The sequence below is a fragment of the Pseudoalteromonas sp. BSi20480 genome (assembly GCF_000241365.1).
Taxonomy (GTDB): domain Bacteria; phylum Pseudomonadota; class Gammaproteobacteria; order Enterobacterales; family Alteromonadaceae; genus Pseudoalteromonas; species Pseudoalteromonas marina.
Genome location: NZ_BADX01000088.1, coordinates 18,204 through 33,682, shown reverse-complemented (window position 1 = coordinate 33,682; position 15,479 = coordinate 18,204). Strand labels below are relative to the sequence as shown.

Sequence of the window (15,479 nt, the reverse complement as noted above, 5' to 3'; positions counted from 1 at the left end):
GTTCCTTAGTAAGTGTATTTTTTGTGTAGACAAAAGCTATTTTTTTTCATCAAGTAGCGTAACAAGCATATTCTCTATGTTTTTTACGCTATAGGTAAGTGTACGTATTAGCTCTACTTGGCTTTGCGGGGTTTCTTCATTTGATGATTTTGCTGGTGTGTTTGCAGTTAAGTTATCTTTTTGCTCAAGTATGGCTTCTCTGAATTCACTGGCATTTTCAACACCAAGTAATGACACTAATGCACCGTGGCCAGACTGCCCTGCTGTTTCAAAACTTAAACGATACAGTCCAAACATGCGCATTATTGGGCCTTGACTTAGGCCTACATCGGTTATTTTTTCAAGTGGTATCGATTTTTCTTCTTTAAAAAACACGCCGCGTTTTACAACGAGTTTTTGCGTGAGTAATTGTGCCGACATAGCCGCCAATATTCGCCCTCCCACTAGCCACACAATCGCCAAAACAATAGGTAACAACGGAATCGTCACCAGTGCTAGTACACTAAAAAAAGTGGCCATTAACATCCAGTATTGCTGCACTTTGGGGTCGAAAGTTGCGCTTTTTAAAACGTGGTTATTCATAAATTTATCCTTAATTTAATGAGAGCGTATACCCTGTACTAGGTCGTTTTTACGCCTTTAGTTACTTAAGTTACGTGAACAGTAACTTTAATGCAATTTAACTTATTACACTGAAATAAATTGTCACACTTCCTTTTATAACCCCCCCCCCTTTAAACAAAAAATATCTTCCACCTCAGTTCTGAACTGGCTTCACTTTACATAAAGTTTATTTTTGCATTAGAACGCGAATACCATGGGTTAACACCCGTTTTTAATATGCTTTTAATTATGTATTAGTGAGGCATTAAAAAAGCCGAGCAGGATTATGCTCGGCTTAGGTCTGGGAAAATATAACTGCTACTGTTTGTTTATAAGTATGCTCACATTTTCTCTATCTGGACCTATTACCTTAAAGGTGTAAGTACCTTGTTCGGTAATATTCAGTGCTATATTGGCACCTATAGCTTCGAGTGAAGTAAGTTCACCAATGGTGGCTACAGGTGCATCACCTGCTCCGCCATAATCAACGGTACTCCAATCTTCAGACGCTACTTTAAATTCATAGTCGCCCGCTTCTAACTCTATGGATGTAGAGTAAACCGCATTACCCTCGTACATCAGTGGGTTGTCTGTTCCCCATCCATTTAAACTGCCGCGAATAAACACCGGTGTTTGTGCAAACATTTCAGCGTTAAGTACTTTGAGCGTTACATTATTTAAATCACTGGCATCAAATACAAACTGGTATTCACCTTGCTCGGCAATATCTAAGGTCATATTTGCGCCCGCAACCGATAACTGCTCTGCTGTGCCTATCATCACACTTGCATCCCCCTCGCCAGAGCCATAATCAACCGTGCTCCAATCTTCTGACGCTATTTTAAATTCATAGCTTGCAGCGCTCAGTGTTTTAGTAAAGGTGTAAATGCCTTTGCCTTGATAGCTCAGCTCATCGGTTACTCCCCAATCATTAAGCGTACCGCGCACATAAATAGCGGTGCCTACAAATGGCTCTTCGTTGAATAAAGTAAGCGTTGGATTTTCAGGGTTTGAAGCATCAAGCGAAAATACATAAGTTGCATCAATGGCTGCATTAAAGATCATGTTGGCACCTGAGCGCGTTAGTGGCTCACTTTGGTTTTCTACAACGTCTTTATCGGCATCAGAAAGCGCACCAAAATCAACCGTAGACCAATCTTCTGAGGCAATTTTAAATTCGTAATCGCCAGCACTGAGTGCAATTGCTATACGGTATTCACCTTCGCCAATATATTCAAATGCATCACGTGTGCCCCAGTCGTTTAACGTACCACGAACAAACACAGCGTTGCTGCCATAAGGTACTACATCAGGTGCGCCTACGGTTGCATTTGCACTTAAACCAGTACCTTGGCTCTCACCTTGGTTTTTAGCAAAAACAGCTAACGTATAAGGCGGTACAGTGAATGTGCCTTCGTTATCGCCTTCGGCAAAATTGGCGCTGGCCATGCTTGCATCAACACTGTTTTTTAATACGTCATGTAATTCAAAACCCGCTGCAGTGGCAATAGTATGGCTAAGAGTTTGCTCGGTTGCGTTAATTATCACAACAAGCGCATCAAGTGCTGGGTCTAAGTCTGTGAGTTCTTCACCATCATCAATGCTCATTACAATTAAGCCGTGCTGCTGGTTTTTACCCACATTGTGAAATCCGACACGGTCGATAACATCTTGTTCAGTTGTTAATCTAAATAACGGGCTTGCGCTGCGGATAGCCAAGAATTCTTGAAATACATCACCTGCATAAGCTATGTCTTGCGGCATTGCCTGTGCATCTGCATTAGCAGAGATAGGCATAATTTCAGACCATTTTTCTTGGTTCTTCTCTGCGTTAGGTAAACCAATGTTCCAGTTATTATTCTCTTTGGTTAAATCAACAGCATTAAACCAATCACCGGCATTATAGCTATCACGGTCCATTGACTTAGAACGCAGTAAATCAGCGCCCAATTGCATAAATGGGATGCCTTGGCTCATAAGTGGAATCGACAATGCCACATTGTGCGCGCGCACACGTTGCTCAATACTCATGCTTGATGCATGCTTATATTGCAACTGATCCCACAGTGTTTCTCTATCATGCTTTGATACGTAGTTAATGGTGTCTGCTGGGTCTAAAGCATAAGCCGTCGGCTGCGTATTCCAGCTAAAGCTATTACCTTTTGCCGAATTACCTTTAAAGTCTTTCAGGATATAGTTTTGTAAATTACCCGCCAGTGATAAACGCAGAGTATCTTGGTCTGCTAAATTACCATCGGTCGGGTTATTGCTAAACATAGCCCCACCGCGCACAGCCTCACGGATGCGGTCATTGAATGTGCCAACTTCAGAGCCTGCCATATCAGCTTGCTTAGCTTGAGTGAACAATCGGTTATTAGCCACTTCACCAAAATCCCAGCCTTCGCCATAAAAGTAGTTGTCAGGGTCAACAGCTTGCACCGCTTCACGCGCTGCTAAAATTGAGGATTTAGGTATGTGGCCCATTACATCAAAACGGAAACTGTCATAACCAAAGTCGCGAGCAAGTATGACCAGTGAATCGCTAACAAACTTGTCCATCATCACATGTTCAGTTGCTGTGTTTTCACAACAGGTTGAGCGCTCTATCGTGCCTGATACTTCATTGTATCTGTGGTAATAACCAGGCACGAGTTTATCAAACACTGACTTTTCCCAAATGCCTGATGAGGTTGTGTGGTTGTATACCACATCAAGAACCACACGAAGACCGACTTCTTGCAGTGATTGCACCATGGCGCGTGTCTCTTTAACCCGAGCAATGCCCTCGCTGCTTGAAGCATACGAGCCTTCAGGAGCAATAAAGTGATGCGGGTCGTAACCCCAGTTAAAGCCGTCTAAATCACGCATCGCGCTGGCAAGTGCTTGAGCATCATCAGAACCCGGGAAGTAGCTTTGCATTAAATCAGCAATGATGCTGTTTTTATCTTCGATTTTACAAGCATCGGCGGTATCGTCTATTCGCTCACATAACTTACCTAGGGTGTCAGTGATTTCAACGCGCTTATCCGCATCTTCCTCAATGGTGCCAATGTCAGTGACTGGTAGTAAGTGAAAATGCGTTAAACCTTTGTCAGCTAGTTGCTTAAGGTGCTGCATTGGCACGCTTTCAAGTTCAGTGAATGCGAGGTATTTACCACGGTTTGCTTCGCTTACTGATTGATCACGCACACTAAAATCACGTACATGGCCTTCATAAATAACCGCATCTTCTGGGTTAGTAATCGTAGGCACGATACGCTCATCCCAGCCTTCTGGTTTAGTGTCTTCATCGGCTAAATTAATCAGCTGGCTGTATAAGCCATTGGCAGATACATTGAGTGAGTAAGGGTCTGTACTCCATAGCGACTCTATTTGCTGAGTCAGTGGGTGGTAAACATCAAAATTAAAGCGATAGTAATGGCGGTCATATTGCGTATCTAAACTTACTTGCCAAATACCTGTCTGCGTATTTAATGTCATTGGCGTGGAGTGCACTTGTGTTTTTGCATCATCAAACACGTTTAGCACCATGTTATTAGCGGTGGGTGCCCACACAGTTACATCAATCGTGTTATTGCCATAATTTACGCCAAGTAATGCCTCGTTAGCATCGTCTTCGCCTTGTGTGTAAAGGGCATCGAGTGCTTTAGCGGTTTGTACAAAGGTTGCTTCTAGTAGCTTGCCATCGGCATCGTAGCCTGCAACAACAAGCTGTTGCTTTATAAGCTGCTTTGCAGCGTCTGCATCCCAACTACCTTCATAAGCAGTCCAATCCGTTAAGTGTGGTACTTTTGCAGCTTGCTCATCACTTAACTCGCTTGCAGTCAGCTCAACGGTTTCACCATTTAGCCCAGTGTCTAAATCAACCACCAAGTCAGCGGCTGCTGAAGAATGTAACTTAATGATTTGTGTAAGCTCATTACTTGGCTTATATAATACTGTATTTAAATCAATCCAATGTGCTGATGCACCATCTATCGCCACCGGACGTTCGCCCAAGCTTAAAATAGGGTATTCAAACACCGAAGGCTCACCATGAATGGTAAAGTTCATACGCTGAAACTTTTCATCGTCTTGCATAAGCGGCATGGTTAAATCAACATCACCAAACGCTTTACCCGATCCTTCTGTGCCAATGTGCACAATAAAGTTAGCACACTCGTTATAACCTTCTTTGAGGTCAATTATCCAGTAGGCACCGTAGTTTGGGTCAATCCCATCGTATTCATGGCCGTTAGCCCAATCGCTCGTGTCAAACGGAGGTGCGTAAGCATCACACACATCGTTATTCCACGAATGTAATCGGTAACCTTCGTAGTTATCGTCGGCTAAACGGTTATAAAATAAAACTGCCTCACCTTCACCAGCAAATACAATAGGATCAGGCAATGTTGGGTCGGCGCCCACTACACAGCTTTCGTTTTTATCATCCGGTACAGTAGGCGCTGCACACGTTATAGGCTCAGGGTCCACACATTGCGAGCCTGCTTCGTTTGGTACTTGTGGCACATTACAGGTTAAAAGCTGCTGCCCCGACTCAACTTCATCTGTCCCACCACATCCTGCTAATATCATTAACCCTAAGGCTATTAGCAAATATTTAGACATTGTTATAATTTTCATTTTTAAACGCTCCGTTTGCTAATTAATGACTGTATGTAAAACCAAGATAAAACTGACGACCAAAGTACTGAGTAGTCCCTGTTCGCTGCTCTGAGCCAAAGTAACTTTGGGTTGGTTCATCGGTTAAGTTATTAACTTGCAAAAGCATGGTGAGTGAATCGCTAAAGCGATAAGACGTTTGAAAATCGATGACTGTTTCAGCATCAAAATTAACCACTTGTTCGTTAATGGCAACCTGCTCTGATACAAACTCATCGCGGTAACGTACATTAAGGCGGGTTTCAAAATCGTCTAAAGCATAAAATAACGTAGCATTAAGCACATTATTAGATAACCCAGGTAAAGATTGAACGAGAGTATCGCCCCCTAAACTGGTTATCGATTCAATTTCACTTTCGGTGTATGAGTAACTTGCATTAGCGCCTAAGCCATTAAATGGCTCTGGTAAAAAGGTAAACACTTGCGTATAGGCAAGCTCTAGCCCTCTAATGTAGCCACCTTCGCCATTATTAACTGCCGTGGTGTAAATACCGTTTGTTGTAGCAACTTGCTCACCACTGACCGGATCTTCTATAGAGTCAGGGACATTAAAGCCATTACCTTTAAAGTCGAAGTTCTCAATCGATAACGTTTCAACAAACGAGTCTATATTTTTATAAAATAACGCCGCAGCAACAGTGCCGTTACCTTCTTCAAAATAATATTCGTAAGATAAGTCGTACTGGTCAGCATAAAAGGGTTTTAAAAATGGGTTGTTATTACTTGAACCGTTAATAACACCATCGTCACTTACGTTTGCGCTGGCATCGCCCGCTAAACGGTTAATTGGTGCACGCGACATGACTTTAGCCGCAGCAAAGCGTACAAGTGAATTGTCGTTAAGTTGCAGGTTTAAATTTAGCGAAGGCAGGTAATCTGTATATTTAGTGCCTAATACATTAGGCGCGTATAAGTCATTAACAATGCCGTTCTCATCAACAATATTTTGCGCACCTAAGCGCGCATCGCCTGCTACATTTTCAAGTACGGTTGCTGATTGGTCGGTTTCGATACGGCGCACACCCACATTACCTGATAGGTCAAGGCCGGCAATTTGCGTGTTAATGTTTACCATCACGTACGCGGCTAGCACATCTTCAAACACCGAACCGCTTTGTAACACTGACCACGAATAGTTAGTTGTGTAACCTTGCGCGTCGTCTACGCCATCGGCGTTGCCCCATGTTTGAACGGGTTCTGGCGTGCCATCTGGAAACCATGCATTAAGTGCTTTATCTAAATCAATGGCTAAATACGATGGGAAATAACTAAAGTCGCCCTGCCAATCAACCACTGATGCCATATCGTCGGTTAAACGCAAAGGGGGCTGCGTTGTTGAAAATGCCCCGTCGTTACCGTACTCAAACACCGAGCGCTTTCGGCTGTATTCTCTATCTGAATAGCGTGCACCAAATTCTACTGAGCTAAAAATATCGCTTTCTAGCTCGTATTTAAAATCGAGTCTAAATGCCGTTACTTCATCTTCGGTTTGATCAGGGTAAATACCATATTTACTGACCATTACTCGGTCTATATCGCTAAAGGCGGCCGCCTGATTAAACCCAACGTCAGGTAAATTTAAGCCATTTAATTGATAGTTAATTGCAACGTTGTTATCAAATACCGGCGTTTCTGCATTGGCATCTTCAGCCACTAAGCTCCACAACAAACCGTTTCTAAAATTACTTTTTGCGCGAGAAAGCGCTACATCAGCATTAACATTTAGTCTATCGGTTACTTGCCAATCGGCATTAACGCCAAAGCTGTCTACTTCGTCAAAATCTTGGTTGTCGTCATTCACTATTTCAACACGGGTATAACTTTTCGAAGTACGATTAACAGCAGCACCAATTACAGCATTACCATCAAGTTGCGCATTTGCGTATGCTGCAGATGGGCCGCCTAATTTAACCCTAAAACCGCGGGCAAATGACTCTTTATCAAAGCGCGATAAAAACGCATCACCTTTTAATTTAAAATTATCTACCGGTGCCCACTCTATGGCAGCCAAATAGCCATTACGGGTTTCTTCACCGCCTAAATGCTGTAGCTCAAAGCCCTCGCTAATGTATTCACTTTCTGGGCTATCTATGGGGCCATTTGTGTCGTTTGGTGCGCCATCAACATCTTTTCTATCGTTGTATGCAAGGCCAATAAACTGTGTTGCTACACTTGGCTGAAATAAACGCGCAAACCCCAGTGCTACACCTAATGTATCGTCTAAATATTTACCTTGATACGAAAAGCTAATTCGGTCACCAAACTCAGTGGCATCCGATACCTCAGATGCACGGTCGTTATACATACCGCGCACATTAGCTACAAATTTATGCTTTTGATCATTATTGAGTGGGCTGGCTGTTTCAAGCTCTACCGTACCTGCCACACCACCTTCTATAAGCGATGCCTTTGGCGATTTATATACTGCCGCAGAGCTAATTAATTCTGATGGGTATTGGTCAAACTCAATACTGCGGCTACCACTTGTAGATACCTGCTCACGACCGTTAAGTGTTGAAAATACAAAGCCGCCCGACAGCCCGCGTATATTAATTTGTGCAGCCTGCCCGCCAGTGCGCACAGCTGAAATACCCGGTAAACGAGTCAGTGCATCGGCCATTGAAATATCAGGCAATGCGCCTAGGTCATCAGCAGAAATTTGTTCTGACACCGTATCGCTAAATCGCTTTTGGTTAAGCGATTGAATTAAGCTGCGACTAAAGCCGCGCACTTCAATCACTTCTACATCGGTTTGAACTTGAGCGGGTTTACTCGTCTCTTCAGGTGGTTCTTCAGTAGCTGCAATAGCACTATTGGCGGCAAATAATGCCAGCATGAGCGCATTTAATTTAAACTTTTGCATGTGTGTGCCTTTTGGTTATTGTTTTGTGTGGTGTGTCAGTGCAGTAAAAACACAACCAACAAATTGTAACCAAAAGGTGAACATTTTGTGATGAATACGTATGCAGTATAGCCTGCTTAGGCTGCAGCTATTTTGAGCAATTTAGCTAGCAATAGCTTAAATACTCACTACCACCCTAATGGCTAAGGCAACAAATATAAAACCCAGTACTTTGTCTAACCATGGATTGTGTTTGGTAAACCCAAAACGGTTTTTAGAAAACTCTGTTAGGGCGGCAACAAGTAAGTACCAACCGGTATCAATCACAAATACAGTTAAACACATCACCATTGCAATGCTTAGGGTAAGATTTTCTGGATCAATAAACTGTGAAAACAAGGCTAAAAAGAAAATAGCAAGTTTGGGATTTAAAAAGGCAATGGCAAACCCATCTTGTAATGCTTTAATACTACTCACTTCGCTATTTTGTATTTTAAGTTCATCATTGTTGGGTTTAGACAATAAAATTTTAATTCCTAGGTAAGCTAAATAGGCAGCGCCTAAATACACTAACACCTGATACACAGTAGGAAACTGTAGCATTAACGCACCCAAGCCAAGTAATGAGGCTCCCGCATATAGTCCCACTCCAATACCATGACTTAGCGCCGCTAGCATGCCATTTTTCATACTGCCGTTGAGCGAATGCTTTAATACAACCGCAAGGCTTGGACCCGGCGACATTGCGCCCATCATACAAATAGCAACTAGGCCTAACCACATAGAAAGAGTCATTTACAGCTCGTCAATTTCAATAAATAATGTATAACCATGCACTTGCCCATAAAAACCGGTTATTGGCACTGCGCTAATTACTTTCCAGCCATCTTGATTTAATTCCTGTATGCGATCATTCAGCGCCGCTATATTTACCCCACCCATAAAGCGGGTCTTTCTAAATTCGATTACTTTTTGCATTTAAATCCCTGTGTATCTTATAACGTGTATTGAAAATCGTAGTAATGTACACCGTTTTCAATGCGTATTTTCATACTACCGGCTAATCCTTCTAGCTCATCAGTGCCTGAGTCGGAAATTACAGTTAAAATTAGGCTGTCTTGGCCTTTATCCATAGTGCCAAAATGCTGTAATACAAAGCTGCCTTTTTTGCCTTCAAGTTCGCCTATTACTTGCTCTATTGCTACATAACCAGCACTGCCTTGCACAGGTGTCATAGCGCTTAACATTTCGCCTTGGCTAGAAGCATTAAGCTTGCCTGTAAATGTTTTATCAATCGACATACGCCCTAAATTAATGCCGTTTTGTCCTTTGGCATAGCCATCTAGTGGGGTTAATGCCACCGTAAATTGGCCTGTTACTATGTTGCTTGTCATAACGATTCCTTATTGATGATTTTTAAAGCTATTGATTTTTAATCCAATGATGCCATATCTATACCTCAACTTATAAAAAGAATCCACTATGCCAAACAGTACCCCCGCAACCGAAAAAGCTGCCTTTAGCAGTTTATTGCCTATTTTTGCATTTATAAAACCCTATAAATGGATGGTTATAGCAGCCCTTGGCGCTTTATTAGTAACGGCTGGCGTTAATTTATCGTTAGGCCAAGGCGTTAAGTTTGTTATAGATCATGGCTTTATTGCGGGCTCTCAAGCGCAACTTCAACAAGCTGTATTGGTACTTATTGGTTTAATTAGCTTATTGGCTGTAGGCACCTTTAGCCGCTTTTATCTAATGTCGTGGATTGGCGAGCGAGTCAGTAACGATATTCGTAAAGCCGTGTTTAATCGCATTGTTACTTTGCACCCAAGCTACTTTGAAGAAAACCGCAGTGGCGAGCTTATGTCGCGTTTAACAACCGACACCACTTTACTGCAATCAATTATTGGCTCATCGTTTTCTATGGCGCTGCGTAGCGCATTAATGCTGGTTGGCGGTTTGGTAATGTTATTAATTACCAACTTAAAGCTTACGCTCGTAGTGGTTGCGTGTGTGCCGCTGGTATTAGTGCCGATGATGGTATTTGGCAAAAAGGTGCGTAAACTTGCAAGCTCGAGTCAAGACGCCATTGCCGATATAAGCACCTATGCCGGCGAGATCATTCAAAATATTAAAGTGGTACAAAGCTATAGCCACGAAACACAAGAGCAACATGCTTTTGCACTTGAAACCGAAAAAGCCTTCAACGTTGCCAAAAGCCGCATTAAACAGCGCTCGTTTTTAATTGCCGCTGTAATATTTTTAACCTTTAGTGCCATTAGCGCAATGCTTTGGGTTGGCGGCAGTGATGTACTGGCAGGCACTATGACCGGGGGTGAACTGGGTGCGTTTGTGTTTTACGCTATTATGGTGGCAATGTCGGTGGCAACGGTTGCAGAAGTGTACGGCGAATTGCAAAGAGCGGCAGGCGCAGCCGCCCGCTTACTTGAATTACTTGCGGTAAAAAGTGAAATTGAAAATCCTGAAAACCCGCAAGACGCTCAGCTACAAAATAACGCAAGTTTACCTGCAATCTCGCTTGAAAATATCAGCTTTAATTATCCGTCTCGCCCGGATGTCAGTGCACTTAACAAAATAAGCTTAAGCATTTCGCAAGGTCAAACAGTCGCTATTGTTGGCCCATCTGGCGCAGGTAAAACAACCTTATTTGAGCTACTACAGCGCTTTTACGACCCAGCTAGTGGCGCAATAAAATTTCACGATATTGATATTAAGTCGCTCTCTTTAAACACTCTGCGCGATAAAATGGGCATGGTGGCACAAAACCCTATTTTATTTAGCTCAGATGTAATGCATAACATTCGTTACGGCAATCCAAACGCCACTGATGAACAAGTATACGCTGCTGCAAAACATGCTCATGCCGATGAATTTATTAAACAATTACCACAAGGTTACAACAGCTTTTTAGGCGAGCAAGGCGTTAGGTTATCGGGTGGGCAAAAGCAGCGTATTGTACTTGCTAGGGCTATTTTAAAAGACCCTGAAATACTCCTTCTTGATGAAGCAACCAGCGCACTCGATGCGCAAAGCGAGCACCATGTTCAAGCCGCGCTTGAGCACTTAATGCAAAATAGAACCACGCTTATAATTGCGCATAGGCTAGCAACAGTTATCCACGCAGATATGATTGTAGTCATGGAGAATGGCGAAATTATTGCAACGGGCACTCACCAAGAATTAGTCGCAAGTAACCCGTTGTATCAAAAGCTGTGTGAATTACAGTTTAATAAGGATTAACCCTCTGTGTTTGGCACTATTTGAATTTCTACACGGCGGTTTTGAGCACGGCCATTTGCAGTATCGTTAGTGGCAATTGGGCGTGTTTCACCAAAGCCGCTAGTGCTAATACGCGCTGCCATAATGTCTTGGTTGGCTAAGTAAGCTTTTACACTTTGAGCACGTTCGCGCGATAAGTTCATGTTGTAGCTATCTTGCCCTGTGCTATCTGTATGCCCTTCTACGCTTAGGTAGGTTTTCTCATACTTGTTCATAACTTTAGCAATGGCGTTTAGGGTATCGTTAAACCCTGTTGAAATGTATGATTGGTCGGTTGCAAACGTAATATTAGATGGCATAACCAAGCGCAAGTTATCGCCTTCACGTACCACCTCAACACCCGAGCCGGCTAATTCATCACGAAACGCTTCTTCTTGCTTATCCATGTAGTCACCTACAGCAGCACCTGCTAATGCGCCAATAGCAGCACCAATAAATATACGCTTGTCTTTGTGGTTACCTGTTGCTTTACCCAACACGCCACCAGCAGCTGCACCAATTGCCGCGCCTTTGCCGGTGTTATTCATTTCGCAACCTGAAAGTAATACGGCTACCACTGTAACGCTTAAAAGTGATTTTGATAATGTCATGATGATGTCCTATTCATTTAGAATTTAGCAACAGTATGAAATTACCTGTATGAACAAACTATGAAGTGCGTAACAATCGCCTTATAATTTTGTTATTAACCCTACAAAATTGAGTTTTAATAAATATGTCACATTCCTTTGTGACAATTTAATGAATTCAAAAAAGGATAAAAGCGCAATGCTAATTGCTATTTTTAGTACAGTTTTTTTTACTTTGGCTGCATGAGCTTTGGTGGTCCAGCGGCACACTTAGGCTATTTTAAGCGCCACTTTGTAGATACACTAAACTGGATCACCAACACACGCTACGCGCAATTAATTAGTTTAAGCCAAGCGTTGCCGGGGCCTGGTTCGAGCCAAGTAAGCTTTGCTATTGGCGTTGAACGCGCAGGGATATTAGGTGGTATTACCGCGTTTGTTGGTTTTACGCTGCCATCTTTTTTAATTATGGTGATATTGGCTGTTAGTGCACACCAATTTGATGCCGTTTACTATGCCATTATTGCGGGCTTAAAATTATTTGCCGTGGTTATTGTAGCCGACGCCACACTGTCTATGGCTAAAAGCTTTTGCACAAGTGCGGTGCTTAAGTTACTTGCCGTATTAAGCACCTTAGCGCTTGTTTTACTGCCCGTGTTAAGCACGCAAATTGCAGTTTTAGTTATTGCTGCAACTGTTGGTGCTATATGGCCTTTATTAAAATTAGGCGAGGCAAATCAAAATACGAATACCGACACAAAAAGTAATATTAACTGGGTTGCTCTGAGCTTATTTGCATTATTACTGGCTATTAGCTTTGCCCCGCTTGGAAAAGAATTTGCATTATTTGCGCCTTTTTACCAAGCAGGCGCTATGGTGTTTGGTGGTGGGCACGTTGTATTACCCGTACTGCAAGCTGCTGTACCTGCGCTGAGTGACGATCAGTTTTTAAGTGCTTATGCCAGCGCTCAAGCAATCCCTGGCCCTATGTTTACTATTGCTACTTATTTAGGTGCACAACTTAATACTGCGCAGCCTTTATTTGGCGCACTGGTTGCTACGTTATTAATTTTTGCACCCGGCTTTTTATTGATGTTAGCATTTCAAAAAAGCTGGCTTAACTTGGCTAATAAACCGCGTTTTGCTAGTTCAATTGCCGCACTTAATGCCGCCGTTGTGGGCTTTTTGGCCGCAGCTTTATACTCACCTATTTGGACATCGGCAGTGCACAGCTGGTTACATATTGGGTTAGTTGTTGTAGCTTTTGCATGGCTACGACTTAAAAAGCCACCTATTTGGTGGCTATTAATATTATTTATTAGTGTGGGTCTTGCACAGCATTATTGGGCACTTTAATACTAGGCTTTTCAGTTTGCCCTGCATTGGTTGTTGGGCTTAACTGCCCACTCACACTTTGATAGGCGCGCAATCCAAAAATAGGCAGCACGGCAAGTAAGTGATCCATTATTTCGGCTTGCAAATGTTCGTAAGAAATCCAGCGCTTATCTTCACTAAAGCAGTAAAACTCAATAGGTAAACCGTGGTTTAAAGGTTGAAGCTCCCGCACCATTAAAGTAAGCGAAGAGTTTATTTTACTATGCTGCTTTAAATACCCTTCGGCATAACGACGAAACAGCCCTAAATTAGACACAGGCTCTGGCAATGCCGATACACGAATATACTCGTGCAGCGGAATAGCGGCGTCTATTTGCGCTCTAAACTCGTCGTTTACTAGGCAAATGCTGTTCATATCAATATTGAGTGAGCGCTTAATACGCCTTCCACCCGACTCCTGCATACCACGCCAGTTTTTAAACGAGCCTGCCACCAGCATGTACGTAGGAATAGTCGTAATAGTGTTATCCCAGTTACGTACTTTTACCGTGTTTAAGCCTAAGTCTATTACCTCACCATCGGCGCCATAATTATCAACTTGGATCCAATCGCCATAAGTCACTAATCGGTTAGCCGCAATTTGTATACTGGCAACAAACCCTAAAATCGTATCTTTAAATACTAATAAAGTGACGGCGGCAATCGCACCAAAACCCGAAAGAATATACGTCGGTGATTTTTCAAGCACAATACTAACAATTAAAATGCCACAAACAATAAAGGTAATTAGCTTTACAACTTGCACAAGGCCCTGAATGGGGACTTCTCGAGCAAAGTCTAATTGGTTATAAATAGCAGCAGCGATACTGACAATGCTGCTGATAATAAAACCGGTGTAAATAATTAATAAAGCTTGGCCTATGGTTTTAAGTATTTCAGCCGCTAACTCACCAACCGGATAAAAACTGTCGAAGGTGGCTAAAAACAATACACAACACAGTAGCCCAGCAATACGCTTATTAAGCTTAGTTAACATTGGAGAAAGCGCGCCAATACGCTCAGGCGATAACTTAGTAACCACCTTTTGAATACCTGGCAGCATAAGCCTGCGAGTAAATAAATACACAACAAATAACGAACAAATGCCAATGGCGGTAGCCGTTAATGCACTAAAAAAAGCAGCGTCGGGGACGTTTTCAAACCAAGGGGCAATTAGCTCTTGTATATGGGTGTTGGTCATAGTGTTTTGGCTTCCTTACTAATTTGTGCATCTGGCATAGCTTGCTGAGCATAAATACCTGCCAATTGCTTATCTTTTGCAACCCATAAGTCGTTCACATATTGTTGAAAGTTAGCTTTGAACGCTTCATCTGTTTGGTAACTACCTAACATAGTGTCGGTAATAGCCATTACATCAATTGATACGTGAATAGAGTCTAGCTCACCTTTTAATAAGTTGCGGCACACATGATCTGACTTACCCCTATAGACCAAACTGGTATTTAACATAGCATCAAACTGGGTTCCGAGTACCTCAAGTGCAAATGCAATTCCGCCTGCTTTTGGCTTTAGTAAATGCTTAAACGGGCTTTGCTGTTGTGCATGTTTAGCGGGGGTATAACGCGTTCCTTCAACAAAGTTGATAATAGTTGTTGGATGGTTACGAAAGTTACGACAGCTGTTTTTGGTACGCTCTATGTCTAACCCTTTAAGCTTTGGGTTTTGAGCTATTTGCGCTTTGCTTACACGTTTCATAAATGGCATTCCCATCGCCCACGCACCTGTGCCAATAAATGGCACATACTTTAAATCGTCTTTTAAAAAAACTTAGGGGCGGGTAACGCATGCATCGAACTAAGTACCGTAATATCTAACCAACTCATATGGTTACAAATTAGTAAGTACCAACTTTTTGAGTTTAAATCACCTTTTACATCAATTTTAATATCTGGGCAGCCTAGCCATAAACCTAACCGATTACCGTTACACCATCCCCGATAAGCGCTATGTAATAAACGATTAACAGCATGGATAGGCAGTAATAACTTCACTAATCCTAAAAGTAATACCAATACGCCAAAAATTATAAGATTAGTAAATAATACGCAGCCTACAATTAGGCCATTTAGCCAATTTGGTAACCATTTTTTTAGCATAACTGTAAGCTC

General features: G+C 42.4%; 9 protein-coding genes and 2 pseudogenes. 2 read left to right on the top strand and 9 right to left on the bottom strand.

Features of this window, described 5'->3' with window-relative positions; genetic code table 11:
* Nucleotides 1–36: 36 nt before the first annotated feature.
* From P20480_RS08625 to P20480_RS08650, 6 genes are all read right to left on the bottom strand, one after another.
* Nucleotides 37–582 carry a PH domain-containing protein gene (locus tag P20480_RS08625; protein WP_008129868.1) on the bottom strand — a complete coding sequence of 182 codons (546 nt, stop codon included), beginning with the start codon at nt 580–582 and terminating at the stop codon, nt 37–39.
* Between the two features lie 339 nt (nt 583–921).
* Nucleotides 922–5,226 carry a pullulanase-type alpha-1,6-glucosidase gene (gene pulA / locus P20480_RS08630; RefSeq protein WP_008129866.1) on the bottom strand — a complete coding sequence of 1,435 codons (4,305 nt, stop codon included), beginning with the start codon at nt 5,224–5,226 and terminating at the stop codon, nt 922–924.
* Nucleotides 5,227–5,248: 22 nt separating this feature from the next.
* Complete coding sequence (locus P20480_RS08635) at nt 5,249–8,128, bottom strand: TonB-dependent receptor (protein ID WP_008129863.1); 2,880 nt, start codon at nt 8,126–8,128, stop codon at nt 5,249–5,251.
* Nucleotides 8,129–8,284: 156 nt separating this feature from the next.
* The gene (locus P20480_RS08640; RefSeq protein WP_008129861.1) at nt 8,285–8,902 is read right to left on the bottom strand and encodes a LysE family translocator; all 618 of its coding nucleotides are present in this window, start codon (nt 8,900–8,902) and stop codon (nt 8,285–8,287) included.
* Nucleotides 8,903–9,085, bottom strand: a complete 183-nt coding sequence (locus P20480_RS08645) for a hypothetical protein (RefSeq protein ID WP_006794217.1) — start codon at nt 9,083–9,085, stop codon at nt 8,903–8,905.
* Between the two features lie 17 nt (nt 9,086–9,102).
* A complete protein-coding gene (locus P20480_RS08650; RefSeq protein ID WP_008129860.1) occupies nt 9,103–9,501 on the bottom strand; it encodes a DUF3224 domain-containing protein in 399 nt (132 codons plus the stop codon).
* Nucleotides 9,502–9,589: 88 nt separating this feature from the next.
* Between P20480_RS08650 and P20480_RS08655 the strand changes: the two genes are divergently transcribed.
* A complete protein-coding gene (locus P20480_RS08655) occupies nt 9,590–11,368 on the top strand; it encodes an ABC transporter transmembrane domain-containing protein (protein ID WP_006794215.1) in 1,779 nt (592 codons plus the stop codon).
* Here P20480_RS08655 and P20480_RS08660 read toward each other — a convergent pair.
* On the bottom strand, nt 11,365–11,997 hold the full coding sequence (locus P20480_RS08660) for a YiaD family glycine zipper/OmpA-like lipoprotein (RefSeq protein ID WP_008129859.1): 633 nt from the start codon (nt 11,995–11,997) through the stop codon (nt 11,365–11,367). The genes P20480_RS08655 and P20480_RS08660 overlap by 4 nt on opposite strands.
* A gap of 178 nt (nt 11,998–12,175) precedes the next feature.
* Here P20480_RS08660 and chrA point away from each other — a divergent pair.
* Nucleotides 12,176–13,332, top strand: a pseudogene (chrA, locus tag P20480_RS08665) (chromate efflux transporter).
* On the opposite strand, the gene P20480_RS08670 reads toward chrA, so the two are convergent.
* Both P20480_RS08670 and P20480_RS19425 read right to left on the bottom strand, forming a co-directional pair.
* Nucleotides 13,295–14,551, bottom strand: a complete 1,257-nt coding sequence (locus tag P20480_RS08670; RefSeq protein ID WP_008129857.1) for a mechanosensitive ion channel family protein — start codon at nt 14,549–14,551, stop codon at nt 13,295–13,297. The pseudogene chrA and the gene P20480_RS08670 sit on opposite strands and share 38 nt — an antisense overlap.
* Nucleotides 14,548–15,467: pseudogene (locus P20480_RS19425) on the bottom strand (acetyltransferase). The gene P20480_RS08670 and the pseudogene P20480_RS19425 overlap by 4 nt, the downstream one beginning before the upstream one ends.
* Between the last annotated feature and the right edge of the window lie 12 nt (nt 15,468–15,479).

Coding starts and splice junctions, on each gene's coding strand:
- P20480_RS08625 (WP_008129868.1), bottom strand. CDS start 582: ATGAATAACCACGTTTTAAAAAGCGCAACTTTCGACCCCAAAGTGCAG.
- pulA (WP_008129866.1), bottom strand. CDS start 5,226: ATGAAAATTATAACAATGTCTAAATATTTGCTAATAGCCTTAGGGTTA.
- P20480_RS08635 (WP_008129863.1), bottom strand. CDS start 8,128: ATGCAAAAGTTTAAATTAAATGCGCTCATGCTGGCATTATTTGCCGCC.
- P20480_RS08640 (WP_008129861.1), bottom strand. CDS start 8,902: ATGACTCTTTCTATGTGGTTAGGCCTAGTTGCTATTTGTATGATGGGC.
- P20480_RS08645 (WP_006794217.1), bottom strand. CDS start 9,085: ATGCAAAAAGTAATCGAATTTAGAAAGACCCGCTTTATGGGTGGGGTA.
- P20480_RS08650 (WP_008129860.1), bottom strand. CDS start 9,501: ATGACAAGCAACATAGTAACAGGCCAATTTACGGTGGCATTAACCCCA.
- P20480_RS08655 (WP_006794215.1), top strand. CDS start 9,590: ATGCCAAACAGTACCCCCGCAACCGAAAAAGCTGCCTTTAGCAGTTTA.
- P20480_RS08660 (WP_008129859.1), bottom strand. CDS start 11,997: ATGACATTATCAAAATCACTTTTAAGCGTTACAGTGGTAGCCGTATTA.
- P20480_RS08670 (WP_008129857.1), bottom strand. CDS start 14,551: ATGACCAACACCCATATACAAGAGCTAATTGCCCCTTGGTTTGAAAAC.